We start from the raw sequence: 25,188 nt of genomic DNA on the forward strand, positions 1-25,188 counted from the left end.
TGCGCAGACCGCGGGAGGCAGGGGCCCCTGTGCGGCTCACAGTTGTGTCACGATGGGCCGGTGAGCACGCTGATGGCATTCGACACCTCGTACCTGTACTTCCGGGCGTACTTCGGCGTCCCCGCGACGTTCCGGGCGCCGGATGGCCGCCCGGTCAACGCCGTGCGCGGCACGCTGGACTTCATCAGCCGGCTCGCCGCCCAATACTCGCCCGACGTCCTTGCCTGCGCGTGGGACGACGACTGGCGCCCGCAGTGGCGCGTCGACCTGATCCCCTCGTACAAGGCCCATCGCGTGGTCGAGGTCGCGGGCGAGGAGCAGGAGATGGTCGATGACGACCTGAACCAGCAGGTGCCGATCATTCGGGAGTGCCTCGACGCCGTCGGGCTGCCTGTCGTCGGCGTCGCGGAGCACGAGGCCGACGACGTGCTCGCCTCGCTCGCGCGCCAGCACGACGGCACCTCGCTGGTGGTGACCGGAGACCGTGACCTGTTCCAGCTCGTCGATGACGACACGAGCATCGTCTACGTCGCCCGCGGCGTCGCCAAGCACGAACTGGTGACGCCCGAGGTGCTGGCGGCTAAGTACGCGCTGGACGCGAACCGCTACGTCGACTTCGCCGTCCTCCGCGGCGACCCCTCCGACGGCCTCCCGGGGGTGAAGGGCATCGGCGAGAAGAGCGCCGCAGGCCTCGTCGGCGCCTATCCGACGCTGGAGGCGATGGTCGAGGCCGCAACCGACCCGGCCTCAGGCATGTCACCGGCGATGCGCTCGAAGCTCACGGTAGATGTGGGCTACCTGGCCCGCGCCCGCGAGGTCGTCACTGCCGTCGATACCCTCGCGCTACCGGACCTCGCCCGCCGCCAGGTCGACCACGACCGCGTCGCCGAGCTGACAGAGCGCTACGCCCTCGGCGGCGCCCTGACGAGGCTGGCCACGACCATCGGGTAGCCGAGTACCGCTGGTTGAGCCGGACCCCCGCGCGGAGCGCCGGGTCCGTGTCGAAGCCAATGAACCGGTGCCGATCCGTGGACGGTGCGCGCGCGCAGGCGCGGTGTGGCTGAAGTGCGCGCCGGATTTCTTCGCCCACGAGGGTGCGATCATTGACGCCGTCGGTGCGCCGCTCGCCCCCGTCCTCCTGGCAGCTGAGCCCGGACGCATCCTGCTGGCCGACATCGCGGGTGAAGACCACCATGACGTCACCGGCGACGTTCTGCTTCCGATGATTGACCTTCTCGTCGCCGAACAGGCGCGCTGGATTGGGCGCGACGACGAGCTGTTGGCGCTCGGCCTGCCGGACCGGCGGCTGCCGACGATCGCCCCGCGCATCGCGGAGGTCACGGAGTCCTACGCCGACGACCTCACGCGCTCCGAGTGTCACGACCTGCGTCGGCTCGTGGACCGGCTCCTCGAACGCACAACGGCGCTCGAGGCGTGCGGGATCCCGAACACCCTGGTACACGGCGACTTCCACACGGGCAACGTACGCGGCCGACCCGGCTCGCTCGTGATCCTGGACTGGGGCGACAGCGCGGTGGGCCACCCGCTGACCGACGAGCTCGCGTTCACCAGACCGCTGGGCGCATCCGACCGCGCGGCTGCGGGGGCCTACTTCGCGCGGGCGTGGCAGGCGCTGTTGCCCGGCTGCGATCCGTCACGAGCAGCGGAGCTGCTCCAACCGGTCTCGGCGCTGATCGGCGCCATGCAGTACGCGGATTTCGTGGATGCCATCGAGCCCGACGAATACATCTACCACCTCGCCGACGTGCCCGCGCTCCTGCGCCAGGCCGTCGCCGCCGCACGCTGAGCGTCGTCCTTGAGCCGCGCCAACATCGTTCCTTGAGCCGCGCTCCAGGAGCGCAGCGACGCAGCGCGCGTCGAAAGGTCCCGCGCCTTCCGCAGGCACCTGCCCCAAGGTTTTGGACCTTTCGACGCGGGCCCGGCGCTCCGCGCGGGGGCCCGGCTCAAGGAACGGCTAACCGAGCCCGACGACCGTCACCGGCGTCGACCGGTCCTGGGTGGTACCGTCTCCGAGCTGCCCGTAATAGTTCCAGCCCCAGCATTTGAGCGCACCACCTGACAATAGCGCACACGAATGATTCAGGCCGGTGGTGACGGCGGTGGCGCCGGACACTCCGGCAACCGCCGCTGGTGTCGACCGCTCGCCAGTGGTACCGTCACCGAGCTGACCATCCCCGTTGTTGCCCCAGCATTTGAGCGTTCCGCCAGCCAACAGCGCACACGAATGGTTTTGGCTGGTGGTGAGGGCGGTGGCGCCGGATACCCTGGAAACCTTCACTGGTGTCGACCGGTGCTGGTTGGTACCGTCCCCGAGCTGCCCATACTCGTTGTAGCCCCAGCATTTTGCCGTTCCGCCAGCCAACAGCGCACACGAATGGTTTTGGCTGGTGGTGAGGGCGGTGGCGTTGGACACTCCGGAAACCTTCACTGGTGTCGACCGGTGCTGGGTGCTGCCGTCACCGAGCTGCCCATACCAGTTGTTGCCCCAGCATTTGAGCGTTCCACCAGCCAACAGCGCACACGTATGATCAGTGCTGGTGGTGAGGGCGGTGGCGCCGGACACTCCGGAAACCTTCACTGGTGTCGACCGGTGCTGGGTGCTGCCGTCACCGAGCTGCCCGCTCTCGTTGTAACCCCAGCATTTGGCTGTACCGCCAGCCAACAGCGCACACGAATGGGTATAGCTGGTGGTGAGGGCGGTGGCGCCGGATACTCCGGAGACGGTCACTGGCGTTGTCGACCAGAGCTGGGTGCTGCCGTCACCGAGCTGCCCGTGCCCGTTGTCGCCCCAGCATTTGACCGTACCGCCAGCCAACAGCGCACACGTGTTGCTCTGACCGGTCGTGAGGGCGGTGGCGCCGGATACTCCGGAAACCTTCACTGGTGTCGACCGGTGCTGGGTGCTGCCGTCACCGAGTTCCCCCGCCCAGTTGGGGCCCCAGCATTTGACCGTACCGCCAGCCAACAGCGCACACGTATGGCCATAGCTGGTGAGGGCGGTGGCGCCGGATACTCCGGAAACCTTCACCGGTGTCGACCGACGCTTGGTGGTGCCGTCACCGAGCTGCCCGTTCTCGTTATTGCCCCAGCACTTCACCGTCCCGTTTGTCAACAGCGCACACATATGGCTATCTCCGGCAACCACTTGAACGACCTTGCCACCGACTGCGCCAGTCTTCACGGTCATTGACTTTCCGACTAGCTTCTCGTAGGTGACCTTGCCGATCCTTGTCTTTGGTGCCACGACTCGCAGCGTCAGGGAGGACTTCGTGGTTGAGCTCTTGAGTGAGAACTTTCCCTTCTTGTCCGTCTTCCCGGAAGCCACCTTCTTCCAGGACGTGCCGACCTTGGCCTGCAGCTCGACAGGGCGCACGACCTTCGTGTTGACGGATCCGGACACGGCGAAGGACTCGCCCCTAATCGGCTTGGACGGGGTCGCCTTTGTTGCGGACATGGCCGGCGCGACGGTCGTGATCTTCTTGGTCTTGGTCGTCACGTTCGCGTAGGTCTTCTTGCCCACCTTGGTCTTCGCGGCGACCACACGCACGCTCAGGGAAGACTTCGTCGTCGTTGCTTTGATCGAGAAGGTTCCCTTCGTGTCGGTCTTGCCGCTCGCGACCTTCTTCCACTTGCCGCTGACCTTAGCCTGCAACTCGACCGGCCGCGTCACCTTCGTTGGCAGCTTCCCCGAGACGGTGAACGTCACGCCACGGACCGGCTTCGACGGCGACACGGTCACGCTCACAGCGGTGTCGGCCCGCGCCGAGACCGAACTCTGCGGAAGCCCGAGCATCCCCGTGACCGCGAGAAGAGTCGACAACAGAATCAGAACACTTTTGCGCATATTTCCCCACCCAAGACTTCAGTTGCGCGAAATCCTACCGGCAATGGACCTCATCCGAGTCGGCGGGCCAGGTTTCGCTGAGTCCATGAACCGGATGCCAGCTCATTGGTTTCGACGCGGGCGCGCGCTTCGCTTCCCGCCCGGCTCAACCAGCGGCAACCAGCCCTCGGCGGCGCCCTGACGAGGCTGGCCACGACCGTTCCTTGAGCCGCGCTCTAGGAGCGCAGCGACAAGAGCAGCGCGTCGAGAGGTCCCACGCCTTCCGCACGTACCTGCCCAAAGGTCTCGGACCTTTCGACACGCGCCCGGCGCTTCGCGCGGGGGCGCGGCTCAAGGAACGATGGCCCCGCCCCGCGCTCCGCGCGGGGGCCCGGTTCAAGGAACGATGGCCCCGCGCGGGGGCCTGCTCAAGGAACGGTCAGCGCTTCGCGTGGAGGAGGTACAGCGACGAGCTGGCCGCAAGGTTCGCGGCGACGTTGCCCCAGGCATGCGGGAGGCCCTCCGCATTCAGCGGGATGCGCTTGTCGATGGTCATGCCGAGGCTCGTGAACAGCGGCTCCAGGTCGGGCAGCGACGAGTGGTGCAGGTTCGGTGTGTCGTACCACTTGAAGGGCAGGTCCCGTGACATGGGCATCCGGCCGCTGAGCAGGCGGAGGCGGTTGCGCCAGTACGCGAAGTTCGGCATCGACACCACCGAGTGCACGGCGATCCTGCCCATCTCCGCGAGGACGCCGCGCGGCCGGTGCACCGTCTGCAGCGTGCGGGAGAGCACCACGAAGTCGTAGCTATCGTCACTGAACTCGCTCAACTGCGTGTCGAGGTCCAGCTCGATCACGTCGACGCCGCGGCGCAGGCAGGCAAGCAGGTTCGCCGCCGCCATGTCGACGCCGGTGCCCGTGCAGCCCTTCTCGGCGAGCAGCGCCAGCAGGTCCCCGTTGCCGCACCCCAGGTCGAGGACCCGGGAGCCCGCCGGGATCAGGTCCGCGATCACCGCGAGATCGGCGCGCGTCATGCCAACACCTCCCGCACGTCGTCGCAGAGCCGCGTCGCGGCCGCGAGGAGGGCGAAGGACTGCGTCATCACAACTCCTCCGCCGCGTTGTCGAGGTAGGCCCGCACCGCGGCATGGTAATCGGGAAGGTCGAGCAGGAAGGAGTCATGGCCCCAGGTCGAGGCGACATCGCGGAACGACGTCGGCAACCGCACCCCCTCGAGGTGCCGCACGATGCGGCGGGAGTGCTCCGTCGAGAACCGCCAATCCGAGGTGAAGCTCACGATCAGGAACCGCACCGGATCCGCGAGCACGGCGTCGGCCCAGCCCTCGTCCGCGAACGGATCGAAGTAGTCCATGACGCGGGTGAGGTAGAGGTAGCTCAGCGGGTCGAACCGGCTGAGGAACCGCTCCCCCTGGTACTCGAGGTAGCTTTCGACGGCGAAGTCGATGCCGAAGTTCGGAGTGAGTTCTGCCGCTTGCGGGGAGCGCCCGAACTTCTCCTGGAACGCCTCCTCGGAGAGGTACGTGATGTGCGCCATCATCCGCGCCACGGAGAGCCCCTTGCGGGGGAACGTGCCGCGGCTGAGGAAACGGCCGTCGTTGAAGGCCGAGTCGCGCATGATGGCCTGCCTGCCGACGGCAGAGAACGCGATGTTCTGTGCCGTCAGGCGGCTGGAGGCAGCGAAGATGAGCGCGCGGCCCATGTCCTCCGGGTGGCTCAGCGCCCACTGCAGTACCTGCATGCCGCCGAGCGATCCGCCCACCACGGCGGCGAACCGTTCGATGCCGAGGTGGCGCGCCAGCCCGCGGTGCACCGTGACGAAGTCGGCCATGTCGAGGAGCGGAAAGCCGAGCTCGTAGTGCTTCCCGGTGCGCGGGTCGATCGACGAAGGCCCTGTCGTGCCCTGGCAGCCGCCGAGGATGTTGGAGGCGACGACGAACCACACGTTCGTGTCGATGGCCTTGCCCGGGCCGATCATGTTGTCCCACCACCCCGGCCGGTCCGCGCCCGTGTGGTAGCCGGCCGCGTGTGCGTCGCCGGTCAGCGCGTGGCAGATGTAGATGGCGTTGCTGCGGTCCCTGTTCAGCCGGCCGTAGGTCTCATAGGCCACGTCGACGTGCGGGAGGGTTGCGCCACTGGTCAGGACGAGCGGCTGGTCGCCGTCGAACACGACGGCAGAGCGCGTCTTGACGACGCCCACGCTGCCTTGACCTGTTGGACTCACGCGCCCCATTGTTGCGCACGTCGAGCAAGCGCGCTCGCCCAGGTCAGCCGATGACCACGCCGAGCAACGCGCCGACGGCGTAGGTGGCGGCCAGTGCGAGGAGACCTCCGACGACGACGCGGATCACCGCGCGTCGTACCGGGGCGCCGCCCAGCTTCGCGCCGACGCCGCCGGTGAGGGCCAGCGCGACGACGACGGCCGCCGCGGTGACGGGGATGCGGAGGGTCACCGGCGCCAGCAGGATGGTGAGCATCGGCAGCGCCGCGCCCGCCAGGAACGAGAATCCGGAGGCGACAGCGGCGTGCCACGGGTTCAGGACCTCGTTCTCCGCAACCTGGTGGGAACGTTGCGAGTCCGCGGCAGAGGCCACCGACACGTACTCCCCCAGCGCCATCGAGATCGCCCCTGCGACGACGGCGGCGACGCCGGCCAGCAGCACCGGCAGCGTCTCGCTCGTCGCCGCGGCGACGCCGACGACCGTTGCCGCCACCGAGACGATGCCGTCGTTGGCGCCAAGGATGCCCGCGCGCAGCCAGTTCAGCCGCCCGGCGAACTCCGCCGGATCCACGGGCGTGGCGGCCCGGGACTCGGTGTGCAGGTGCGCTGCCGTCGTTGTCATACCCCCATGACAGCACTCGCCCCCGGGTCCGTCCAGGCAGGAAAGGCTAGCCTGAAAGCACCCCGGGGGCGGCCGCTAGAGGTGTATTAATGCTTGTCAGGGCAGCTTGTCGAGCGCCTGCGACAGGTCTTCGATCAGATCGTCGACATTCTCGATGCCCACCGAGAGGCGCACCATCTCCGGCGCGACGCCCGCCTCGGCGAGCTCCTCGTCGGACAGCTGGGAGTGCGTCGTCGACGCGCTGTGGATGACCAGCGACTTGGCGTCGCCGATGTTGGCCAGGTGGCTGAACAGCTCGAGGGACTCCACGAACTGCTGCCCGCCGTCGCGCCCGGCCTTGAGACCGAACGAGACCAGGCCGCCGAAGCCGCCCTTCAGCACCTTCTTGGCGATCTCGTGCGACGGGCTGGACTCCAGGCCCGGGTAGTTGACCCACTCGACCTTGTCGTGGCCCTCGAGGAAGCGCGCGACCGCCAGCGCGTTGGAGCAGTGCCGCTCCATCCGCAGGTGCAGCGTCTCGATGCCCTGCAGGAGCAGGAACGAGTTCAGCGGGGCGATCGCCGCGCCCATGTTGCGCAGCAGGACCGTGCGGGCGCGGATGATGTAGGCGGCGGGGCCTGCGGCGTCGGTCCAGACGACGCCGTGATAGGCGGAGTCGCCCTGGGTCAGGGACGCGAAGCGGTCGGAATGCGCGGCCCAGTCGAAGGTGCCGGAGTCGACGATGACGCCGCCCAGGGAATTGCCGTGGCCGCCGAGGTACTTGGTCGCGGCATGGACCGCGACGTCGACGCCGTGGTCGAACACGCGGGTCAGGTAGGGGGTGGGGACGGTGTTGTCGACGACGAACGGCAGCCCGAGCGCGTGCGCGGCCTCGGACCAGGCGTCGAGGTCGATGACGTTGATGGCCGGGTTGCCGATGGTCTCGCCGAACACGAGCTTCGTACGATCGTCGACGTGCTGGGCCAGTTCCTCCGGCTTGGTCGGGTCGACGAAGCGCACCTCGACGTCGAACTGCTTCAGCGTGTGCGCGAACAGCGCGAACGTGCCGCCGTACAGCGTCGAGAGGGCGACGAAGTTGTCGCCCGCCGTCGCGAGATTCAGCACCGCGTACGTGACCGCGGAGGCGCCGGACGCAAGCGCCAGCGCGCCGACGCCGCCCTCCAGCGCGTTGACGCGGGTCTCGAGCACCGACTGCGTCGGGTTCATGATCCGTGTGTAGATGTTGCCCATCTTGCGCAGCGCGAACAGATCCGCGGCGTGCTCGGTGTCGTCGAACACGTAGCTCGTGGTCTGGTAGATCGGCACCGCTCGCGAGTTCGTCGCGGGATCTGGCTGCTCCTGTCCGGCGTGGACAGCGAGCGTCTCAGGGCGGTAGGTCATGAGAGAGGTCTCCTAAAGTCGTCGTTGGCGACAACTTAGTGGGGCGAGGCCGTCTCGGCGGGGTACGTCCGTTCCCGTCACGCCTCGAACGGGGCCGGGTCTCCCGCGCCCAGGCGCGCGATGACAGGCTCGTCGCCGGTCAGGTCGACCACCGTCGTCGGCTCAAGGCCGCAGTCGCCGCTGTCGATGACGGCATCGACGAGGTGGTCGAGCTCCTCCTTGATCGCCCAGCCGTCGGTCATCGGGTCGGCGACGCCGGGCAGCAACAGCGTGGATGACAGCAGCGGCGCGTCGAGGGTCTCCAGCAGCGCGAGAGTCGTGCGGTGGGCCGGGATCCGCACGCCGACCGTCCGCTTCTTCGGGTGCTGCATCATCTTCGGCACCTCGCGCGACGCCTTCAAGATGAAGGTGTACGGCCCGGGCGTCGCCTTCTTCACGGCCCGGAACACCCAGTTGTCCATCTCGACGAACTGGCCGAGCTTCGCGAACTCGTCGACGACGAGGGTGAAGTGGTGCTTGTCGTCGAGCTTGCGGATCCTCCGGATCCGCTCGATCCCCTCCGCGTTGCCGATCGCGCAACCCAGCGCGAAGCAGGAGTCGGTGGGGTACGCGATCAGGCCGCCGTCCTGCAGGATCCGCGTGACCTGCGCGAGTGAGCGCGGCTGGGGGTTGTCCGGGTGAACGTCGAAATACTGAGCCATGGGCCCAGCGTAGTCGTCTGTCGCTCCTCAGGCCTGGGCCACTATCTCCCCCGCAGCGGATCGACGGGAGCGTCCTTCGTTGCCGTCACCGACACCGTCCCAGGAATACCGGGAAGAGTGATGTCTGCCAGTTCGACGGCGCACGTCACCCGCACCGATACCATGGCCGACCGCCCCAGCGCCCGCGCGACGCCTCCCGCGTCGACGGCGGTGCTGACGGTCCGACAGGAGAGGCCGTGCTCAGCCAGCGCTACGGACAGCGCCTCGTCCGCCGCGCGTTCCGCGGCGGGCACCGTCCGTTCGAGGGCCGCGGCGCGGGCAGCTGTCGCCGCGGCCGCGTTGACGTGCTGGTCGGCGAGCGTGAGCCGGGCGAGGCTGAGCAGCAGTCCGATGAAGAGAACGAGCGCCGGCAGAATGATCACTGCCTCGACGGAGGCGGCCGCTCCCCGCTCCCGGCTCACGGCGTCGTCACCCGCTCGGTGGCCGCGACGGCGGTGCGCGAGACCTCGCGGGGCCACAGCACGACCACAGCATTGCCCGTAACGGTCGCCGTCGTCCGCTCAGGCCCGCGGTCGACGGCGACAGTCACGCCCGTGAGCGATCCGTTGCCGGCCGCCTTGCTGCCCGCGCTACGCCCCTCCTGCTCGCTGCCGTCGATCACCGCCGCGGCGCGGGCCGTCTCCTGGGCCGCCGCGAGGGCCGTCGCCTCCGCCCAGGTCACCAGCGACCATTGCAGCAGGAGAAGAAAGATGCCGAGGGCGAAGGGCAGCAGGAGCGCGAGCTGCACCGAGCCGCTCAGGCCACGCTCCGCTAATCGCCTCCCCATCCCGGCATCTTCGCGCATCGGCCGGGCCTTGGCCAGCGGCGGCACGCGGCCTGTGGACAACTTCCCAGCCTGCGCCCTCCCCGTCGGTGCGGTCCCGCGTGCAATAGGCTGGCCCCTGACGCGATCAGCGTCGCAGACGTCAACGAAAGGACACTCATGGTCAAGAAGGTAGCCATCCTCACGGCTGGTGGCTTCGCCCCCTGCCTTTCCTCGGCTATCGGCGGTCTCATCGAGCGCTACACCGAGGTCGCCCCTGAGGTGGAGATCATCGCCTACCGCCACGGGTACCAGGGCCTGCTGAAGGGCGACTTCCTCGTCGTCGACGGCACCGTCCGCGCCAACGCCGCGCTGCTGCACAAGTTCGGCGGCTCCCCCGTCGGCAACTCGCGCGTGAAGCTGACCAACGCGGCGGACCTCGTCAAGCGCGGCCTCGTGGCCGAGGGCGACAACCCGTTGCAGGTCGCGGCCGACCGCCTCGTCGCCGACGGCGTCGACGTGCTGCACACCATCGGCGGCGACGACACCAACACCACCGCGGCGGACCTCGCGGCCTACCTCGCCGAACACGACTACGGCCTGACTGTCGTCGGCCTCCCGAAGACCATCGACAATGACGTCATCCCGATCCGGCAGTCGCTCGGCGCCTGGACCGCCGCCGAGCAGGGCGCGATCTTCGCCAAGAACATCGTCGCCGAGCACAACTCCGGCTCGCGCATGCTGATCGTGCACGAGGTCATGGGCCGCCACTGCGGCTGGCTGACCGCCGCCACCGCGCAGAAGTACCGCGAGTGGCTGGACGCGCAGGAGTGGCTGCCCGAGATCGGCCTGTCGAAGGAGGCCTGGGACATCCACGGCGTCTACGTGCCTGAGGGCGAGATCGACATCGCCAAGGAGGCCGAGCGCCTGAACACGGTCATGGACGAGGTCGGCAACGTCACGATCTTCCTCTCGGAGGGCGCGGGTCTCGACTCGATCGTCGCCGAGATGGAGGCTGCGGGCGAGGAGGTCCCCCGCGATCCCTTCGGCCACGTGAAGCTCGACAAGGTCAACCCCGGCGCCTGGTTCGCGTCGAAGTTCGCCGAGAAGCTGAACGCCGAGAAGGTCATGATCCAGAAGTCCGGCTACTACTCGCGCGCCGCCGCCGCGAACGACGCCGACCTGGCGCTCATCAAGCAGTGCACCGACCTCGCTGTCGACTCCGCGCTGCGCGGCGAGCCCGGCGTCATCGGTCACGACGAGGAGAACGGCGACGTGCTGACCGCCATCGCGTTCGACCGCATCAAGGGCGGCAAGCCGTTCGAGATCGATCAGGACTGGTACCGCGCGATGCTCGCCGAGATCGGCCAGGAGTTCCCCGCCGCCGCGGTCGCTCACTAGGCGTACATACATCTGCGTGGGCTTGCTCAGCTGTGCACTATGCACAGCTCGTGCAACCCACGCAGATCTATGTACACGCAACGGCTTCAGCCGGCCGTTTTTCTCCAGGCGCTGAGGCGGCGGACGAGGCTGACGAGGACGGCGCCCAGGCCGAGTCCCGTCGCGGTGCCGAGGCCGTACCCGATCCCCAGGTTGACCTTCATGCCCCGCGCGGCGACATCCTGCCGGACAGTCTCGTCCTTGCTCGGCTCAGGGAGCTCGCCCCAAGGGTAGGGATCGTCCTGCGTCAGGAGCTCCACCACCGCCGGCTCCGTGTCCACGACAGGTGCCTCGACCGGCACCGGCTCCGTCGCCGAGCTGCGCCAGTACTGCTCGGTGCCGACCCAGGCGGCGGTGAACAGGATGAACATCGCCAGCATGTTGAACAGCAGCATCACGACGATCGTGCTGCCGAAGGCGGCGGCCGACACGTTGCTGGAAAGCATACCGAGGACGCGGCCTGCCACGGACTGCAGCAGGGTGACGCCGAGCGCGCCGACCAGCGTCCCGATCAGCCACGGACGCGGCGCCGCAGGCTCGTTGGGGAGCACCATGAAGAGGAAGGCGAACATCACCCAGCCGGCCACGAACGTCATGAGTAGCGCGCTGACCTGGACGAGGAAGCTGATACCAGGGATGCTGTCCCAGGCCAGGTACCGGATGATCTGCTCGGAGAACGCGCCACCGATCGACGCGATGCCCAACCCGAGGAAGAGCGTCGTCACGAGGCCAAGGAAGATCAGCAGGTTCACGCCGAGCTCGACGAGGAAGTTCTCCTTGCGCGTCGCGTTCTCGAACTCGCTGGACCACATGACGCGGACGGCGCGCTTGAGGTTGCCAGCCCAGCGGGTGCCGGCGTAACCCGCGGTGACGATGGCGATGACGCCGAGTCCGCGCCAGTTCAGCAGGGCGCGGGTGATGATGTCGGCCAGCTGGGTCGCGAAGGAGTCCTGACCCGGCTCGGCCTCCCCGAGCGTGGTGTCTCCGAGCGTCTCGTGGATCAGCCGCGTGAGCTCGGTGAGCAGTTCGGGGCGCAGCATGGTCAGCGTCATGCCGATGCCGGCGAACACGAACATGAGCATCGGCACCAGCGAGAGGACCGAGAAGTAGGTGATGGATCCGGCGAACTGCGGGCCCAGTCGCTCGTTGAAGCGCTCGATGGCGCACAGCGCGTGCGCCACGATGGGGTGTCTCTTGACCCGCTCGAACCAATCTTTCATGGCCTAGACCCTACCCATCTGCGGGCGTGGGCACTCAGACGAGCAGCATCCTCAGGGTCTTCACGAGGGTCTGTTACAGGGTCTTCACGAGGGTCTGTTACGCAAGTGGTGGCCGTAGCGAGCGGCGTCCTGGTGCGGCAGCTACAGGGTGTAGGGGGTTGGTGCTAGCAGTGCCTGACGGCGACGAGTGCAACGAAGTAGGTGGCGTGCCAGTTAGAGAAGCACCGATCAGTGCTTCCTCAAACGGCGCGGGCGCGGCGGCGCGCGGCGAGCTCGTCGTCGGGATGGCCGGCGGCGGGTGCATCGTCGACGGTGCGCTCCCCGGGCAGGGTCGACAGCGTCCCCTCCAGCTCCCGCCACACGGAGCTGACCGAGATCATGAACATGCCCTGGCCGCCGCGGGTCAGGTCGAACAGTTCGTTGGCGGAGGTGACCTCGAAGACGCTGAAGCCGTCGCTGACCAGGGTCAGTTCAGTGAGATCATCGACGCCGCGGGCGCGCAGGTGTTCGATGGCGACGCGGATCTGCTGCAGCGAGATGCCGATGTCGAGGAATCTCTTGACGACCCTCAGCAGCAGGATGTCGCGGAAGGAGTACAGCCGCTGCGTGCCGGAGCCGACGGCGTCGCGGATGCTCGGCACGACGAGCCCGGTGCGAGCCCAGTAGTCGAGTTGACGGTAGGTGATGCCCGCCACGCGATGGGCGACGGGGCCGCGGAAGCCGGTGTCGCTGGGGACGGGCGTGAACTCGCCGTCGAAAAGTACCTCCTGCAGGGCGAGCTTCTCGGCCACGGGTTCCTCACTTCGGCTGGACATCGTCGGCGGAAACCGACGCCCCGACGCTAACCGGAGTCGGGTGACTCGGTCGCGGCGACACGCCCAGCGGGCCGGCAAAACATCAGGGTGCCCATCTTACCGACGAGGCCCCCTTCTGGAAGCCGCGACCCTCAATTGGTTATTGACTAGGATCTTCGTCCTCGAAGTCCTCTGCGCTGACGCTGTCGAGGAAGGCCCGGAAAGCCTCAACCTCGTCAGTGCCACCACCTTCAACCTCAACCCCTACTTGATCCATGAGGCTCCGGGGGCAGCGCAACGGCCAGCCGAGCCGCACCGCGAGGGCCGCCGCGTCGCTGGGCCGGATCTGGATCTCGTCCGCGCCCAGCCGCAGCACGGCGTCGTAGATCCCCTCGTTCATCCCCGTGATCACGAACTCGCCGGTGCCCAGCCGCGCGACGATGGTGGCGAGCAGGTCGTGCGTCATGGGGCGCTGCGGCTTCTCCCCCTCAAGTGCCGATGCGATGGCGGCGGCCTCCGTACTGCCGATCCAGATGGGCAGCGAGCGGGTTCCACCCTCCTCACCCAAAAGGAGCACGGGCGGATCTTCGGGGCTCAGCAACCGGATGCCGACCACTTCGAGCGCGATCATGGCTTCACTCTCCTTCAGAGGATCTGGCCGTGGAGCAGGGCGGCGTGGGCCTGCATGACGAGGCGGTACATCTCGTGGACCAGTTCCTGCGGCGGGCCGCCGGAGCGGCGACGGTGCGGCTCAAGCAACTGCTCGACGAAGGCGGCCTCCATGCTGGCGGCCTGCTGCAGTACGCGGAGCTGGCGAAGGTCGACGCCGTGGCTGCCCAGCTTCTTCGCGGCGACGGCCAGCGCGACGGCCTCCGGGCCGTATAGCTGCGTTCCGCGTCGGGGCTGGATGATGCGCTGCCGCTCCAGCTGGATCATGGTCGCCTCGCCGATGCCCGACTCGGTGAGCACCTGCCGACGACTCATCAGGTGCTTGCCGCCGCCGCGGCTCGTCTTGCGGGGCTCCTGGACGGGCTCGCCCTCGGCCTTCGGGTCGTGTGTGGGGGGCTCCTCGCCGCGGTCGATCGCCTCAAGCTCCTCACGGATCACCTTGAGTGGCAGATAACGGTCCCGCTGCGCGCGCAGCACGTACAGCAGCCGGTCGACGTCCTCCTGGGCGAAGCGCCGATATCCCGACGGCTGCTGCCGGTCCGGAGCGATCAGCCCCTCCGCCTCCAGGTACCTCAGCTTCGAGACCGAGATGTCGGGGAACTCGGGACGGATCATCTCCAGCACGCGGCCGATGGTGCGCGCTGGGCTGGCCATCAGAGCGTTCCGGGTTCGCCCAGCGAGATCGTGGCCCGGTACTTGCCGATCTGGATCTCGTCGCCGCCGCGGAGGGCCGTGCGGCCGTCGAGCAGTGTCCGGTTCACGTAGGTGCCGTTGAGGCTGCCGAGGTCTTCGAGGTACAGGTGGCCGGCGCTGCGCACGAACTTGGCGTGGTGGCGGGAGACGGTGATGTCGTCGAGGAAGATGTCCGACTCCGGGTGGCGGCCGACGGTCGTGACGTCGGCGTCGATCAGGAAGCGGTTCGAGTCCCCGGAGCCGCGGTTGACGATGAGAAGCGCGTTGCCGGGCGAGAGGGCCTTCGCCGCCTCGCGTTCCTTTTCGGTCAGCTCGACGTGCTCGGGGGTCTCCACCACGGGAAACATGGTGGTGGTGTCGCCCGTCGGGTCGGCAAGTGACGCGCCACACACACTGCAGAACCTGGCCTCTGCAGGTCGGTCAGATCCACACTTGGCGCACTTCATATCCACACATCCTCGTCGTTCGGCGGGGGCTCCGAACACAGCTTACTGACACTAACGTTACCGTGGGCGGGCGAACTGATTCGGTTGCAGTTCCACTGTTGTGGACACGTCGATCTGCTCTGACTGGGTGATGAGCACGGATCCGCCGACCCGCTCGCCCTCGACCTCGCTGACGAGTCCGCCGCGGAACCGGGCCCCTGCCTCGAGGGTGGCCGGGTCCCCGATGGCGTCGATGATGTAGGGCGGGTGAAGGACGACGCCGTCGGCCATGACGGCCCCGTCTCCGTCGGTGGTGAACGACGATCGCATGACGAGGCGCACGGAGTCGTTGAGCTCGATCACCTCGGCGCCGGCGTCGCGCAGTTCCTCGACGGCGTCGAGCAGGAGCTCCGCCGTGAACTTGTCCTCGGCGGCGGTGATGGCGATCCGCACACCCGGACCGGTCGCGGGGACGACGCCGGCCAGGATCTCCGCCTGCTGGATGCGTCGCTCCGCCTCCAGCCGCGCCGCCTCCTCGCGGTTGGCGCCGCTGATCAGCTCGGTGCGTGCCGCCTCGAGCTCGCGCGACTCATCCTCAAGGCGCCGCGTCTCGGCGGTGATGTTGTCGAGCAGCTGGATCAGTTCGGCCTGGCGGACGTTGCTGAAGTCCGGCTGGTTCGCCTGGGAGCCCAGCGTGATCACGACGATGAGCGATGTCACGAACAGCGCCAACCCCACCGTCAGCTGTCCCCTGCTGGGACGGAAGAAGTCGCGCAGCAGGTTCCTGCGCGCGTCGGGCACCGAGCGACGGGCGGGCGGCTCCTGCTCAGGCATGGAGCACAGCCCTTCGGATGGCGGCGGCGTTGGTGAAGATGCGGATGCCGAGGACGACGACCACACCGGTGGACAGCTGCGAACCGACCCCGATCTGGTCACCCACGAACACGATCAGCCCGGCGATCACCACGTTGGAAAGGAAGGAGACGAGGAAGACCCGGTCGGAGAAGATCCCCTCCAGGTACGCGCGCGTGGCGCCGAGGATGGCGTCGAACGCCGCGACGATGGCGATGGGCAGATAGGGGGCGAGCACGGGCGGCAGAGCGGGTTGCAGAACGACGCCGACGACGATGCCTGCGATGAGCCCTAACAACGCGAACATGGGTCCTCCTATCCCACCGCCGCGTGGCGGAGGGTCATGCCCGAGTCGGCAGGGAGAGTAAGGTCCCCGTCGGCCTGGGAGATCGACATGGTAACGCCGTAGTTCTGGGTGAGGAAGTGCCACCACGTGGCGCCGGCGGTCTCGTTGAACCGGGCGGCGAGCCGCGAGGGGTCTCCGATCACGTCCAGCCGGTAGGGAGGGCTGAGGGAGACGTAGTCGACGGTGATGGCGGCACCTGCTGACCGGATCGGCGTGAGCACGGTGAGGCGCTTGCCGTTGATGCTGATGGCCTCGGCCCCGGCGGCCCAGAGCCCGTTGACGAGCCGCACGAGGTCGCTGTCGAGGACGGTGCCGCTGGTGTCGGCGGAGCCTGGGGCGTCGGACACCTCGACGACGATGCCAGGCCCGGAGACGGAGACCGCACCCGTGTGCTGCTCGAGCTCGGTGAGCCGCGCCCGCTGCGCGGGGTCGCCGAGGGCCAGTTGGCCGAGGGCACCGATCTCCTCGTCGAGCCGAGCGACATCTGCCGCGACCTCGTGCTGCTGCGCCTCGGCAGCTGCGACCCGGTCGAGCAACTCCTGGCGCTCGGCTGCGGCGGTTCCCGCGCCGCGGGTGGTCTGCAGGAGCGCGACGGTGACAAGGACCGCGATGAGCGCGATGGTGACAAGGATGCGGGTCTTGCTTGGCTGGGTCGCCCCGACGGCACGGTACTCGGGTTCGAGGGCGTTCGCCTGCAGGTCGGTGAGCAGGCTCATGCTGGCGTCGGGACGCCTCACTTGGCTCCCCTGGCGAGGCGCACGGTCTCCCGCACATACAGGAACCCGGCCGCCCAGTAGAAGACGGCTCCCGCGATGCCCAGCGTCCAGCCGAGCCAGTAGGCGACCGGCCAGCCGAGGAAGGTGTCCGAGCCGATCAGGATCAGCGGCAGGGCGAACAGCAGCAGGAACGTGCCGGTCTTGCCTACGTAGTTCACCGGCAGCGCGACGATCCCGTGTTTACGGAGGAACGGCACGAGAACGGCGAGCATGACGTCGCGGGCGAAGAGGATGACGACGAACCAGATGGGGACGATGCCACGCAGCAGGAGGACGATCACCGTCGCGAGGATGTACAGCCGGTCGGCGATCGGGTCGAGCTTCGCGCCCAGCGCCGTGCGCTGCTTCAGCCGCCGCGCCAGGTAGCCGTCAACCCAGTCCGTGGCCCCGAACACCGCGAGCAGGATGATGGCTGCCGTGTCCTGGCCGATGAGGATCAGCCAGCAGAACGTCGGGATGCCGAGCAGCCGCACGAACGAGATGATGTTGGGGATGGTGAGGACGGCGTCGGTATCCCATTGCTGTTCAGGGACGAGAGAGGCAGCCACCCGTTCAGCCTATGCCATGGCTCCCAAGCGTCCGTGCGTAGGCCCGGGCGATGTGCGGCCCGACGGCGTCCCAGGTGTAGGGGGCCGCGGCTGCTTGGGCGTCCGAGGGCGCCGGCAGCGTCGTGAGGAAGCGGCGTAGCCCCGCGGCCGCGGAGGGGGCGTCGCCGGGTGGGAAGAAGCGGATCACCGCGGGATCGTCCGCGACGGCGCGGAAGGCGGGCAGGTCGCTGGCCAGGACCGCCGCGCCGTGGGCGAGCGCCTCGACCAGGACCAGCCCGAAGGACTCCCCTGCCAGGTTCGGGGCGACAAGGACGGACGCCCAGGACAGGAGGCTCTCGCGGTCGGCGTCGGACACCGGGCCCAGGACGGTGACGCCCGGCGTCGGCGCGGACGGGCCGACGGCGACGAAGTCCGCTGAGATGCCAGAGCGCGCCAGCTCGGCGAAGACAGGGAACCCCTTGCGCGGCTCGTCGCGGCCCACGAAGAGCACGAGCGGGCGTGCTGTTTCTCGAGCCGCGCCGAAAGAGCACGGCGCTGCATCGTTCCTGGAGTCCGACCTGCGCGCGAAGCGCCGGGACCGTGTGATCGCGCTTCGCGCCGCAACGCCTTCCTTGGCCTCGGCGATCGAGCAAGCTCGATCGCCCTCGGCCTTCGTCGGCGCCGAAAGGTCCCACGCCTCTACGGCATTCGGAACCACAAGCGGCCGAACGTCGGTCGCGGCGAGCGCGGTTGCGGCAGCAGCCTCGGAGACGGCGAGCGAGACGCGGTCGCGGGGCAGCAGCGCAGCGCGGGCGCGCAGGAGAGGCCGGAGGGGGCCGACGGTGAACGCCGCGTGGTGTGTCACCACGAGGGGGCGCCCCACCCGGGCCGCGGCGAGGGCGACTCCCGGTGTGAGGGGCTCGTGGACGTGGACGACGTCCGCGGTCGCGACCGCGGCGCGGGCCGCGCGCGCCTGAGCCGGGAAGACCGCGAGCCGCGCCGTCGACCCGTTGAAGGAGAACGGGATCGTGCGGCCGAGGAGGCGCACGGGGACTCCTGCGTCGATGGGCCGCTCCCCGGGCGCGACGACGAACGGGTCGTGGCCCTCGGCTCGCAGCCAGCGCGCGAGGCCAAGGACGTGCGTGCCGACCCCGCCCGGCACGTCCAGCGAGTAGGGGGTGACCAGCGCGATCCTCACGGAAGGACGCGCCGCAGCATCAGCCAGTTGGCGGGATCGGCGGCGACGGCGTCCGCGAAGCCAGCGACGACCCCGGCCATCAGGTCGGCGGCCGAGGAGCCGACGATGGGGTCGGAGACGCGGATCTCGAGGCGGCCGCCGTCGAAATGTGTGGTGACCACGCGCAGGTCTGCGCCGGTGCGCCGGGCCACGAGCGCGGGTCCGGCGGGCACGCGCAGCTCTCCGCCGCCAGGCCAGGGCACGGCGAGGCCGCGGGAGCTGAGATCCCGGTCGGACAGGAGGCAGACGAGGCGGCGAGCGCGGATGTCGTCGGCGAGCAGCCCCATCAGGCCCGGCTGATCCACCGGGTAGATGGTCATGCCCATGCCCGCGCGGGCGTCACGGAAGCGCTCGAAAAGGCCCTCGGGCAGCCGCTCGGCGACCGAGACCACCTTGATGCCGACCCGCGCGCACCACGCGCCCGCGAAGTCCCACGAGCCCATGTGTGGGAGGGCTGCGACGAGGCCGGGACCGGCAAGCGAGCCGTGCAGCTTGGCGGCGTCGGCCTCCGTGATCCGCACGACGCGGAGCACCTCGTCGTCGGTCCACCGCGCGAGGCTGAGGGACCACAGCATGTTCCGTGCCCAGTTCGCGAGGAGTCGACGGCGATCCCGATAGCCGGGGCGTCGGCCGGTCCCGGCCTCGATCGAGTCCGCCCACGCCGCGACGGTGCGCAGCGGTAGGGCGGCGAGCGGCACAGAGACGACGCGGGCGAGGGCGTCGCCGACCCGCCGCGGCAGCCGTCCACCGACCGCCCACACCACTCCGGTCAGACGCACGTCATTCGTCCCACGCCGCGGCCAACAGGCCACGGGTGTCGCCGATGAGTTGCGGCACGGCCTTCGTGCGGGCGACGATCGGCATGAAGTTCGCGTCGCCCGCCCAGCGCGGCACGACGTGCTGGTGCAGGTGAGCCGCGATCCCCGCGCCGGCGACCTCGCCCTGGTTCATCCCCAGGTTGAACCCGTCCGGGTGCGAGACCCGCCGGATGACGCGCATCGCGCGCTGCGTCAGCTCTGCGACCTCGCGCGTCTCGTCGACGGTGAGGTCCGTGTAGTCCGAGACGTGCCGGTAGGGGCAGACCAGCACGTGTCCCGGCGAGTATGGGAAAAGGTTCATCACGACGTACGCGTGCGCGCCGCGCGCGACGACCAAGCCGTCCTCGTCCGGGCGTTCGGGGGCCGCGCAGAACGGGCACTCCCCCGTGGTCCGGGGCTTCCCCTCACCCTTGACGTAGGCCATCCGGTGGGGGGTCCACAGCCGCTGGAAGGCGTCCGGGACCCCCGCGAAGTCCGTGCTGGGCAGGGCCTCAGGCATTGGCTGTCGGCGACTCGTTGGACCGGGACGCGATCCACGCGACGATCTCGGCGACCGCCTCGTCGGCGGGGACCGTGTTGCGCTGCGACCCGTCACGGAAGCGGAACGACACCGCGTCCTGCTCCCGGTCTTCGCCGCCCGCGATCAGGATGAAGGGGGCCTTCTCCTGCGTCGCGTTGCGGATCTTCTTGCCGAACCGGTCATCGGAGTCGTCGAAGTGGACCCGCACGCCCTGCGCCCGGAGCAACTCGGCGACGCCGCCCAGGTACTCGTTGAACTCGCCCGCGACGGGCACCGCGACCACCTGGACCGGCGCAAGCCAGGCCGGGAACGCGCCCGCGTAGTGCTCGATCAGCACGCCCATGAACCGCTCGATGGAGCCGAACTTGGCCGAGTGGATCATGACCGGCTGCTGGCGCGAGCCGTCGGAGGCCGTGTATTCGAGGCCGAACCGCTCGGGCTGGTTGAAGTCGTACTGGATGGTCGACATCTGCCAGGTCCGGCCGATCGCGTCCTTCGCCTGGATCGAGATCTTCGGGCCGTAGTACGCAGCGCCGCCCGGATCAGGAACGACGACGAGGCCGGACTCGTCGGCGATCTGCTGCAGGATGGCCGTCGCCTCCTCCCACTGCTCATCGGAGCCGATGAACTTGTCCTTCTTCTTGCCGTCCTCGTCCCGGGTCGAGACCTCGAGCGCGACGTCGGTCATGCCGAAGTCCGTCAGCAGGGAGAGGATGAAGCGCAGCAGGTGGCGCACCTCGTCGGGTGCCTGCTCCTTGGCGCAGTAGCTGTGCGAGTCGTCCTGCGTGATCGAGCGCACGCGGGTGAGGCCTTGCACGACGCCGGACTTCTCGTCGCGGTATACCGTCCCGAACTCGAAGAACCGCAACGGCAGCTCTCGGTAGGAGCGGCCGCGGGAGTCGAAGATCAGGTTGTGCATCGGGCAGTTCATCGCCTTCAGCCGGTACGCCTGCCCTCCCTTGACGATGTTGCCCTGCTCGTCGCGCTCCGCGTCCTCCAGCAGCGGCGGGAACATGCCGTCGCTGTAGTACGGGAGGTGCCCGGAGGTGTAGAACAGGTCCTCCTTCGCGATGTGCGGGGTGCCGACGTAGTCGAAGCCCTCCTCGATGTGGCGGGCGCGCACGTAGTCCTCCATGGCGCGCTTGATCACGCCGCCCTTCGGGTGGAACAGCGGCAGGCCGGAGCCGACGATCTCGTGGAAGCTGAACAGGTCCAACTCCTGGCCGAGCTTGCGGTGGTCGCGCTTGGCGGCCTCCTCGAGCCGGGTCTTGTAGGCCTGGAGCTCGTCCTTGCTGGGCCATGCGGTGCCGTAGACGCGCTGCAGGCCCGCGTTGCTCTGGTCGCCGCGCCAGTACGCGGCGGAGCTGCGGGTGAGTCCCCAGCCGTTGCCCAGGTACCCGGTGTGCGGGACGTGGGGACCGCGGCAGAGGTCCTTCCACGCGACGGAGCCGTCGCGGCGAACGTTGTCGTAGATCGTCAGCTCGCCGGCGCCGACCTCGACGGAGGAGCCGTCGTCGTCGGAGGCCTTGCCCTTGTCGGTGATCAGCTCGAGCTTGAACGGCTCGCCGACCAGTTCCTCGCGGGCCTCGTCGTCGGTGACGACGCGGCGCACGAAGCGCTGCCGCTCCTTGACGATCTGCCCCATCCGCTTCTCGATGGCCTTGAGGTCCTCCGGGGTGAGCGGCTCGGTCTGGAAGTCGTAGTAGAAGCCGTCGATGATGGGCGGGCCGATGCCGAGCTTGGCCTCCGCGAACAGGTTCTGCAGGGCCTGGGCGGTCACGTGGCCCGCGGAGTGTCGCAGGATGGAAAGGCCCTCGGGCTCGCTGATCAGCACGGGCTCGACGACGTTGCCGTCGAAGAGCTCGCGCTGCAGGTCGCGGGTCTCGCCGTCCACGCGCATCGCAACGACGGCGCGATCGTCGCCGAACAGGTCGAGGCCGGTCGTCGTGGTCGTCAGCTCCACCTGTTCCGCGTTGTCGGTGCGGCGGACGGTGATGACTCCACTCATCGGTCTCTCCTTATCGGAAAACAGGCGCAGAGGCCCGCGGGCGCGTGCGGCCCACGGGCTATTGTGCCGCACGTCACGCGGAGACGCGCACCCGCGGCGGGGAGTCCCGAGTCCAGCTCTGAGGGGCGGGTCCGCCGTCGAGGTAGGCCTCCAGGCTCGGCTCCGCGTCGGCGAGGCGGATTCCCTGGGCGGCGAGCCAGTCGTCGCGGTCGTAGGTCTCCGCGTACCGGTCCGCCGCGTCGCAGACGATGCTGGCGATGACGCCCCGTCGTCCCCGCGCCTGCATGCGCTCGGCTATCCGCAGCGCGGCCACGAGGTTGGTCCCCGTCGAGGGGCCGACGGAGAGTCCGCGGCGACGGAGGGCTCGCATGCCTGCCACGGACCAGGAGTCCGGCACGGTGACGACGTCGTCGATGAGTTGCGGTACGAAGGACGGCTCGACCCGGGGGCGGCCGATTCCCTCGATCCTGGACGCCGTCCCCACGACGGTCCGGTCGTCCTGCGCCCAGCACGGGTAGTAGGCCGATCCCTCCGGATCGCCGAGCGCGACCTTCGTTCTCCGCCCGGTGTAGCGGATGAAGCGCGCCAGCGTCGAAGAAGTCCCTCCGGTTCCCGCTCCGACGACGACCCAGTCCGGCTCGGGCCATCCCTCGGAGTGGAGTTGGCCGAAGAGCGCGCTGGCCAGGTTGCCGGAGCGCCAGTTCGTGCGCACGCTGGCATTGCCGAACTGGTCGAGGAACACGTGTCCGGCCTGATCGCCCATCCGGGCAGCTAGCGCCGTCGCCGCCTCGGGGCCGGCCGCGAACTCGATGTGGCCGCCCATCCTTTCGATGAGGGCGAGTTTGGAGGGGCTTGTCTGCTCGGGGACGACGGCGACGAATCTCAGGCCCAGCGCGCGGGCGAAGAAGGCCTCGGACACGGCGGTGGAGCCGCTCGACGCGTCCACGAGGGTCGTCTCGGGCCCGATGTCGCCGTTGCAAACCCCGAACATCAGAAGCGATGCGGCGAGTCGATGCTTCAGCGAGCCGGAGGAATGGGTGGACTCATCTTTGAAGACCAGCCGCACGCCGAGCCGCTCCGGCAGGGGGCACTCGACCAGGGGGGTCTCCTTGTCGCCGTGCGCTTCGTGAATCCTGCGTGCCGCCCATCGCGCCCACGCCGCCTCATTCGTCACCGACACACCAGACTCCTTCCTGTTCTCCCATCCTGGCCGCCCCGACTCCTGCACACAAAGGCAGGTTAGTTCGCTTTTCCATCTGTTCTGCTTATGGCTCGCTTAGACTCGTCGGCATGCTCGAGCTCAAACACTTTCGCCTCGTCGAGGCCATCCACCGGACGGGTTCGGTCTCGGGTGCAGCGCGCGATCTGGGCTACTCGCAGCCCGCGGCCTCCCAGCAACTGCGTCAGCTCGAGCGCATCGTGCGTACCCCGGTGATCATCCGGGTGGGCCGCAAGACCCGGCTCACGCAGGCGGGCGAGGTGCTGCTCGCGCATGGACCCCAAGCACTATCGGCGGTCCAGCGAGCGATGTCGGAGATCGAGCTCATCGCGGGCCTCCAAGGCGGAGAACTCACGCTCACCGCCTTCCCCTCAGCGTCGGCGACCATCGTCCCGATCGCGCTGGCCGAGTTCAGGCGTCGCCATCCTCGGGTCGCGGTGCGGCTCATCGAGCAGGAAGCCCACGCCGCAGTGCGACAGCTCGCCAGCGGCGACGCCGATCTCGCGGTGATCGGACAGTTCTACTCGTCTGGGAGCGAGCTGACCGAGGTGCCCGCGGACTGGGTGACGCGCACGATCCTCGAGGAGGAGGTCTTCGTGGCGCTGCCCAAGAGCCACGCCGCGGCGGATCAAGCCTCTGTCGCGCTCTCCGACCTGGCAGGCGAGGCCTGGGTCGCCGGCTGTGAGGAGTGCAGGGCCAACCTGATCGAGGTGGCCGCCGTCGCCGGTTTCACGCCGCGGATAACGCTCGAGACCGACGACTACGTCGCCCTGCAGCGGCTCGCCGCGGCCGGCCTCGGCGTCGCCCTCATCTCAGGGCTGATGCTCGAGGCGGCGCGGGCGGATCCGGGGCTCGCACTGCGCCCGATCCGGCCCCGACGCAGGCGTCGCATCAGCACGGTAACGACCCCCACGGCGATGCGCGTACCCGGCATCGCCGAGCTGCTGATGTGCCTCCAACAAGCAGGAACTCTTGTGACTCGCGAACCTTCGACCTATAAGTGACCGTTACGTTTGCCATTGGCGAGAGGGGGTTTGGTTCCTGGTCCCGGCATGCCATGCTGCAACTCAAGAACGCTCCCTGGAGGAAGAAGGACCCCGCAATGACCAGACGCGAAGAGCTCACCGCCATCTTGGCCGGCGAGCCCACGAGGGGGCTCGGTTCCGTGTTCTGGAAGCACTTCGCCGCAGACGAGCACTCCGGTCCCGCAGCCAAGGCCGCCCATGACCGCTGGATCGCCGAGACCGATCCCGTATTCGTCAAGGTGATGAACGAGGCCCTCTATCCGCATGCCGAGGAGTTCGCCGGCGCCCCCGACTGGGCGTCCGTCGAGCCCTACGCCGTCGACCACCCGGCCCTGAAGGCCGAGATCGAGCTGGCCGCAGACATGGTCGCCGCTTACGGGCAGACGCACCACGTGCTCGCGACCGTGCATGGCGTCACCGCGTCCGCGTTCCACGCCCGGGGCGGCAGCACGGACTACGAAGAGAAGCGCGCCCAGCTGCCCCGCGCGCTGCGCGAGGACCCGGAGGTGGTCGGCGCCGCCTTCGCGACCATTGGCGCGAGCCTCGTTACGCAGGCAGCCGCTTTCATGGACGCGGGAGTCGACGGTGTGTTCCTGGCCGCTCTCGGCGGTGAGGCGCACAACTTCACCGACGAGGAGTTCGCCGCGCACGTCCGCCCCTACGACGTGGCGGTCCTCGACGCCGTCGGAGCCGCGGGAGGCCTTCGCTACCTGCACATCTGCAAGGAGAACGTCGCCCTGCACCGGTATGCCGGGTATCCGGTCGACATCGTCCAGGTCGGCGAGCATGCCAACGACCTGACCCTCGACGACCTCCGCGCGGCCTTCCCTGGTGCCGTCATCGTCGGCGGCATCGACAACACCGACAGTTACTTCGTGGACGGAGGCCACACGGACGCCCTTGTTACGGCAGCATCGGCTGCCGACACACAACACGCCCGCTTCATCGTCGGTGCCGACTGCAGTCTGCCCGACGACACCGATCCCCACCTCGTCGGCGCCCTGTCCAGGGCCCTTCGCACCACCGAGTAAGG

General features: G+C 68.8%; 27 protein-coding genes. 5 read left to right on the forward strand and 22 right to left on the reverse strand.

The window, feature by feature from the left end; all coding sequences use genetic code 11:
• The first annotated feature begins 60 nt into the window (after positions 1-60).
• Positions 61-951, forward strand: coding sequence for a 5'-3' exonuclease (locus IPJ61_RS04145; protein ID WP_297103416.1), 891 nt, complete (start codon positions 61-63; stop codon positions 949-951).
• A 67-nt stretch (positions 952-1,018) separates the two neighbouring features.
• Complete coding sequence (locus tag IPJ61_RS04150) at positions 1,019-1,807, forward strand: phosphotransferase family protein (RefSeq protein ID WP_297103418.1); 789 nt, start codon at positions 1,019-1,021, stop codon at positions 1,805-1,807.
• A gap of 168 nt (positions 1,808-1,975) precedes the next feature.
• On the opposite strand, the gene IPJ61_RS04155 is transcribed toward IPJ61_RS04150, so the two are convergent.
• From IPJ61_RS04155 to IPJ61_RS04190, 8 genes are all read right to left on the reverse strand, one after another.
• Complete coding sequence (locus tag IPJ61_RS04155) at positions 1,976-3,841, reverse strand: RCC1 domain-containing protein (protein ID WP_297103421.1); 1,866 nt, start codon at positions 3,839-3,841, stop codon at positions 1,976-1,978.
• Positions 3,842-4,283: 442 nt separating this feature from the next.
• Positions 4,284-4,877, reverse strand: a complete 594-nt coding sequence (gene metW, locus IPJ61_RS04160; RefSeq protein ID WP_297103422.1) for a methionine biosynthesis protein MetW — start codon at positions 4,875-4,877, stop codon at positions 4,284-4,286.
• A 67-nt stretch (positions 4,878-4,944) separates the two neighbouring features.
• Complete coding sequence (metX, locus tag IPJ61_RS04165) at positions 4,945-6,093, reverse strand: homoserine O-acetyltransferase MetX (RefSeq protein ID WP_297103425.1); 1,149 nt, start codon at positions 6,091-6,093, stop codon at positions 4,945-4,947.
• 34 nt (positions 6,094-6,127) lie between these two features.
• Positions 6,128-6,703: a VIT1/CCC1 transporter family protein gene (locus tag IPJ61_RS04170; protein ID WP_297103426.1), complete on the reverse strand. Its 576-nt coding sequence runs from the start codon at positions 6,701-6,703 to the stop codon at positions 6,128-6,130.
• A gap of 96 nt (positions 6,704-6,799) precedes the next feature.
• Positions 6,800-8,083: an O-acetylhomoserine aminocarboxypropyltransferase/cysteine synthase family protein gene (locus tag IPJ61_RS04175; RefSeq protein ID WP_297103429.1), complete on the reverse strand. Its 1,284-nt coding sequence runs from the start codon at positions 8,081-8,083 to the stop codon at positions 6,800-6,802.
• A 77-nt stretch (positions 8,084-8,160) separates the two neighbouring features.
• The gene (locus IPJ61_RS04180) at positions 8,161-8,784 is read right to left on the reverse strand and encodes an L-threonylcarbamoyladenylate synthase (protein ID WP_297103433.1); all 624 of its coding nucleotides are present in this window, start codon (positions 8,782-8,784) and stop codon (positions 8,161-8,163) included.
• Positions 8,785-8,825: 41 nt separating this feature from the next.
• Entirely contained in the window at positions 8,826-9,245 is a 420-nt protein-coding gene (locus tag IPJ61_RS04185) for a TadE/TadG family type IV pilus assembly protein (protein ID WP_297103435.1), read from the reverse strand.
• Positions 9,242-9,670 carry a TadE/TadG family type IV pilus assembly protein gene (locus IPJ61_RS04190; protein WP_297103438.1) on the reverse strand — a complete coding sequence of 143 codons (429 nt, stop codon included), beginning with the start codon at positions 9,668-9,670 and terminating at the stop codon, positions 9,242-9,244. The genes IPJ61_RS04185 and IPJ61_RS04190 overlap by 4 nt, the downstream gene beginning before the upstream one ends.
• 96 nt (positions 9,671-9,766) lie before the next feature.
• Here IPJ61_RS04190 and IPJ61_RS04195 point away from each other — a divergent pair, with 96 nt between their 5' ends.
• A complete protein-coding gene (locus IPJ61_RS04195; RefSeq protein ID WP_297103441.1) occupies positions 9,767-10,987 on the forward strand; it encodes a pyrophosphate--fructose-6-phosphate 1-phosphotransferase in 1,221 nt (406 codons plus the stop codon).
• 86 nt (positions 10,988-11,073) lie between these two features.
• On the opposite strand, the gene IPJ61_RS04200 is transcribed toward IPJ61_RS04195, so the two are convergent.
• From IPJ61_RS04200 to IPJ61_RS04265, 14 genes are all read right to left on the reverse strand, one after another.
• A complete protein-coding gene (locus IPJ61_RS04200; RefSeq protein WP_297103444.1) occupies positions 11,074-12,246 on the reverse strand; it encodes a YihY/virulence factor BrkB family protein in 1,173 nt (390 codons plus the stop codon).
• A 239-nt stretch (positions 12,247-12,485) separates the two neighbouring features.
• A complete protein-coding gene (locus IPJ61_RS04205) occupies positions 12,486-13,061 on the reverse strand; it encodes a MerR family transcriptional regulator (protein WP_297103447.1) in 576 nt (191 codons plus the stop codon).
• 139 nt (positions 13,062-13,200) lie between these two features.
• On the reverse strand, positions 13,201-13,671 hold the full coding sequence (locus tag IPJ61_RS04210) for a bifunctional nuclease family protein (RefSeq protein ID WP_297103450.1): 471 nt from the start codon (positions 13,669-13,671) through the stop codon (positions 13,201-13,203).
• Positions 13,672-13,685: 14 nt separating this feature from the next.
• Entirely contained in the window at positions 13,686-14,363 is a 678-nt protein-coding gene (gene ftsR / locus IPJ61_RS04215) for a transcriptional regulator FtsR (RefSeq protein WP_297103452.1), read from the reverse strand.
• Complete coding sequence (locus tag IPJ61_RS22160; RefSeq protein WP_366505210.1) at positions 14,363-14,848, reverse strand: FHA domain-containing protein; 486 nt, start codon at positions 14,846-14,848, stop codon at positions 14,363-14,365. The genes ftsR and IPJ61_RS22160 overlap by 1 nt, the downstream gene beginning before the upstream one ends.
• A gap of 57 nt (positions 14,849-14,905) precedes the next feature.
• Positions 14,906-15,661, reverse strand: coding sequence for a DUF881 domain-containing protein (locus IPJ61_RS04225; protein ID WP_297103454.1), 756 nt, complete (start codon positions 15,659-15,661; stop codon positions 14,906-14,908).
• Positions 15,654-15,986, reverse strand: coding sequence for a small basic family protein (locus IPJ61_RS04230; protein ID WP_297103457.1), 333 nt, complete (start codon positions 15,984-15,986; stop codon positions 15,654-15,656). The genes IPJ61_RS04225 and IPJ61_RS04230 overlap by 8 nt, the downstream gene beginning before the upstream one ends.
• Positions 15,987-15,994: 8 nt before the next feature.
• The gene (locus tag IPJ61_RS04235) at positions 15,995-16,741 is read right to left on the reverse strand and encodes a DUF881 domain-containing protein (RefSeq protein WP_297103460.1); all 747 of its coding nucleotides are present in this window, start codon (positions 16,739-16,741) and stop codon (positions 15,995-15,997) included.
• A 17-nt stretch (positions 16,742-16,758) separates the two neighbouring features.
• The gene (locus tag IPJ61_RS04240; RefSeq protein ID WP_297103463.1) at positions 16,759-17,349 is read right to left on the reverse strand and encodes a CDP-alcohol phosphatidyltransferase family protein; all 591 of its coding nucleotides are present in this window, start codon (positions 17,347-17,349) and stop codon (positions 16,759-16,761) included.
• A gap of 4 nt (positions 17,350-17,353) precedes the next feature.
• On the reverse strand, positions 17,354-18,526 hold the full coding sequence (locus IPJ61_RS04245; protein ID WP_297103466.1) for a glycosyltransferase family 4 protein: 1,173 nt from the start codon (positions 18,524-18,526) through the stop codon (positions 17,354-17,356).
• Positions 18,523-19,344: an LpxL/LpxP family acyltransferase gene (locus IPJ61_RS04250; protein WP_297103469.1), complete on the reverse strand. Its 822-nt coding sequence runs from the start codon at positions 19,342-19,344 to the stop codon at positions 18,523-18,525. Before IPJ61_RS04250 ends, IPJ61_RS04245 begins: the two co-directional genes overlap by 4 nt.
• Position 19,345: 1 nt before the next feature.
• Positions 19,346-19,882, reverse strand: a complete 537-nt coding sequence (locus tag IPJ61_RS04255; RefSeq protein ID WP_297103472.1) for an HIT family protein — start codon at positions 19,880-19,882, stop codon at positions 19,346-19,348.
• Complete coding sequence (gene thrS, locus IPJ61_RS04260) at positions 19,875-21,911, reverse strand: threonine--tRNA ligase (protein WP_297103475.1); 2,037 nt, start codon at positions 21,909-21,911, stop codon at positions 19,875-19,877. Before thrS ends, IPJ61_RS04255 begins: the two co-directional genes overlap by 8 nt.
• Positions 21,912-21,984: 73 nt before the next feature.
• Complete coding sequence (locus IPJ61_RS04265; RefSeq protein ID WP_297103478.1) at positions 21,985-23,091, reverse strand: PLP-dependent cysteine synthase family protein; 1,107 nt, start codon at positions 23,089-23,091, stop codon at positions 21,985-21,987.
• Positions 23,092-23,201: 110 nt separating this feature from the next.
• Between IPJ61_RS04265 and IPJ61_RS04270 the strand changes: the two genes are divergently transcribed.
• Together IPJ61_RS04270 and IPJ61_RS04275 are read left to right on the forward strand one after the other, a co-directional pair.
• Positions 23,202-24,134, forward strand: a complete 933-nt coding sequence (locus IPJ61_RS04270) for a LysR family transcriptional regulator (protein ID WP_297103481.1) — start codon at positions 23,202-23,204, stop codon at positions 24,132-24,134.
• A gap of 98 nt (positions 24,135-24,232) precedes the next feature.
• Complete coding sequence (locus IPJ61_RS04275; RefSeq protein ID WP_297103484.1) at positions 24,233-25,186, forward strand: uroporphyrinogen decarboxylase family protein; 954 nt, start codon at positions 24,233-24,235, stop codon at positions 25,184-25,186.
• Positions 25,187-25,188: the final 2 nt, after the last annotated feature.

Origin of the sequence: Tessaracoccus sp. (assembly GCF_016714275.1) — a bacterium.
GTDB lineage: Bacteria > Actinomycetota > Actinomycetes > Propionibacteriales > Propionibacteriaceae > Arachnia.